This window comes from Proteus sp. G4415, from assembly GCF_963896075.1.
In the GTDB taxonomy this organism is placed as follows: domain Bacteria; phylum Pseudomonadota; class Gammaproteobacteria; order Enterobacterales; family Enterobacteriaceae; genus Proteus; species Proteus mirabilis.
Map to the genome: position 1 here is coordinate 1 of NZ_CAWQOK010000014.1, position 3118 is coordinate 3118.

Annotated in this window: 2 protein-coding genes; both read right to left on the minus strand. The window is 37.4% G+C overall.

Features of this window, described 5'->3' with window-relative positions; translation table 11 throughout:
* Positions 1-203: 203 nt before the first annotated feature.
* Positions 204-1478 (minus strand): bifunctional O-acetylhomoserine aminocarboxypropyltransferase/cysteine synthase, encoded by a 1275-nt coding sequence (locus AACU95_RS01495; protein WP_004249177.1) that lies wholly within the window; start codon positions 1476-1478, stop codon positions 204-206.
* Between the two features lie 188 nt (positions 1479-1666).
* Entirely contained in the window at positions 1667-2602 is a 936-nt protein-coding gene (gene yddG / locus AACU95_RS01500; RefSeq protein ID WP_004245877.1) for an aromatic amino acid DMT transporter YddG, read from the minus strand.
* Between the last annotated feature and the right edge of the window lie 516 nt (positions 2603-3118).

Sequence of the window (3118 nt, forward strand, 5' to 3'; positions counted from 1 at the left end):
ATAGTCATTAAGATATTTCAATAATGTGGTAACGCAATAAAACACACTTTCTCTCATAGAGAATAAATTAAACACCCCTTTAAAAGATCGATTATTTGTTTGTTTTAAAATAAAAAGCCCTCTTTAAATTTAAAGAAGGCCTTTCTATTATTAATTAAATTACTATTACTTAATCGTTATTAATTAACTATTATTAATAACGGTTAAAAACTGGCGTTTAATGCTTGTTCTAGATCAGCGATAATATCGTCTATATGTTCAATACCAATTGAAAGTCGAATTAAATCACGAGAAACCCCCGCGCGTTCTAACTCTTCATCATTGAGTTGGCGATGAGTGGTTGATGCAGGATGACAAGCCAAAGATTTAGCATCACCAATATTGACAAGACGCACAATCAATTTCAATGCATCGATAAATTTCGCACCCGCTTCGGCACCGCCTTTGATACCAAAAGAGAGAATACCAGCAGGTTTACCTGACATATAACGTACCGCTAAATTATGCTCCGGGTGGCTGGTTAAACCTGCATATTTAACCCAGACAACTTGAGGATGATTTTGCAAATATTCAGCAACTTTTTGCGCATTTTCAGTATGACGCTCCATACGTAACGCTAATGTTTCTAGACCTTGAAGAATTAAGAAGGCGTTAAATGGCGAAAGAGCGGCTCCTGTTCCACGCAATGGGGCAACACGGCATCGCGCAATATAAGCAGCCGCACCAAAGTGTTCAACATAATTAACCCCATGATAAGAGACATCCGGTGTATTGAGGATTTCAAAACGATCTTTATGTTCAGCCCAAGGAAATTTACCTGAATCAACGACGATCCCACCAATAGAGTTACCATGACCACCAATATATTTAGTGAGTGAGTGAATAATAATATCAGCACCATGCTCAAAAGGGCGACATAGGTAAGGCGTTGCTACCGTATTATCAACAATTAAAGGGACACCATGACGATGAGCCACAGTGGCGAGAGCTTGAATATCAACAATATTACCACTTGGATTAGTGATAGATTCACAAAATACCGCTTTGGTTTTCTCATCAATTAACGCTTCAAGTGCCAGCAGATCATCATGGGGGGCAAAACGCGCTTCGATACCGATACGGGGAAAAGTGTGCGCCATTAAGTTATATGTACCGCCATAGAGCTTCGCAACCGACACAATGTTATCGCCCACTTGTGCAATGGTCTGGATAGCATAAGTAATCGCAGCCATACCCGATGCCACAGCAACTGCTGCAATCCCTCCTTCTAAGGCGGCAACGCGTTGTTCCAATACATCATTGGTTGGGTTCATGATACGCGTGTAGATATTGCCAGGTACTTTTAAGTCAAATAGATCAGCACCATGTTGCGTATCATCAAATGCATAAGAGGTGGTTTGGTAAATAGGCACCGCAACAGCTTTGGTGGTTGGATCAGGTGAATAACCAGCGTGAACAGAAAGTGTCTCAAGTTTCATAGCAATCCCTTTGTTCTTATCATATAGGTAGCTTCTAAATAGAAGTTAGATCTTTTAACTTATAAGTAATATAGATAAGCGGATATTAGCCTTGTCGCATAGTGAAAAAATTTCAACTTATACCAATGAGACTTTTTTAAAATCGAGAGTATTTATTCAAATACCCCCAATTGGCACGAAAATTTGACTTAAGAACCCTGTTTTACATTCGATTTGCTCGTTTTTGGCATTTTTGTCATTTTTTGACGAGTCGCTAACCAACAAATTAAAGAGCCGCCTGTCACCATCATAACGCCTTGCCAAAATGAAAAAGAGAGTGCTGTAGAGAGTAGTAGGGATGAAAAAGCCGTAGAAATTACCGGAGTAAAATAAGAAAGCGTCGCTAATAATGTCACATTACCGCTGATCATTCCTGCCGTCCACGCCGCATTAGCTAACCCTATCGCAGCCCCAGTAATAAGTAACAGTGAGATACTTTTTACATTAACCACCCACTCGATTGGAGCAGAAAAAATATATTGCCCCCAAAGTGCCAATGCTGTTAAGAAAAAGAAAGGCACAATACCATTGTGCCCCCCCGAAATAAGACGAGTCACATTACTGTAAAATGCCCATAACACGGCGCCGATAAACGCCAAAATATAACTGAGAGGATTACGACAAATATTATTCCATAAGCTTTCTATTGTCAGTGGATTATCACCACTAACAACCCAAACAAGCCCACTGAATGAGCATAATAAACCCACAATCAATAGGATAGAGAATCGCTGTTTATTTAAGAATACCGCTAATGCCAGTGTAAAGCTGGGCCATAAATAGTTAACCATGCCAAGCTCTATAGCTTGTGCTCTATCACTAGCAAATCCTAGCGCCAACGATAAACAGATTTCATAACTAACAAATAAAAGTGCCCCCCAAGCAAGGTAACGCTTAGGAAAAAGAGATAACTTAGGCACCCCTAAGATCAAAATCAAAAATAGCGTTCCCGTTGTGTAAATCAGCGCAGCACCCCCTACCGCACCAAAATACTCACTGATATTGCGAATTAACCCAACAATGGTACTCCAAAGGAATATCGCCACAATGCCATAGAGTGTTCCTTTTGATGTACTGGAAATCATGTTTATACCTTCAGATTTAAGTTTTTCTCTATATAGCCGATAGTAAAACAGAATCGGGATAATTGCTTGAATTACTCACTCCCTATAGAAGAAGCGCACTCGAAAATGAAACATTTTGTTACAATTAATATAGCAAATTAAATATATTGATTTACTCCCAATACGAGTAATAAAAGTATCTTTTATTTTTATACGATAAAAATACGCTTTGTAATTTCCAATAAAAATGAATAAACAATATTTCTATTTTATTTACAAATAATAAATTTTCATTTTAAAATTTACTTAAATGCCCCCTTTCAGCGTGCTTTTTTGCTTAACAAAAAGCCATTTTTCGTTTCATTTTATAAAAAAACTATCCATAAAATACATTTTATGAAACATCATCTTATAAGTATAAGTACGCTATCTTTTTACGATACATCAGATAAATGATGAGATAGATGTAATAAAATAAAATAAAAAACCAAGCAATATCAATCAGATAAAAAATCACTCACAAAACATTAGACAAAA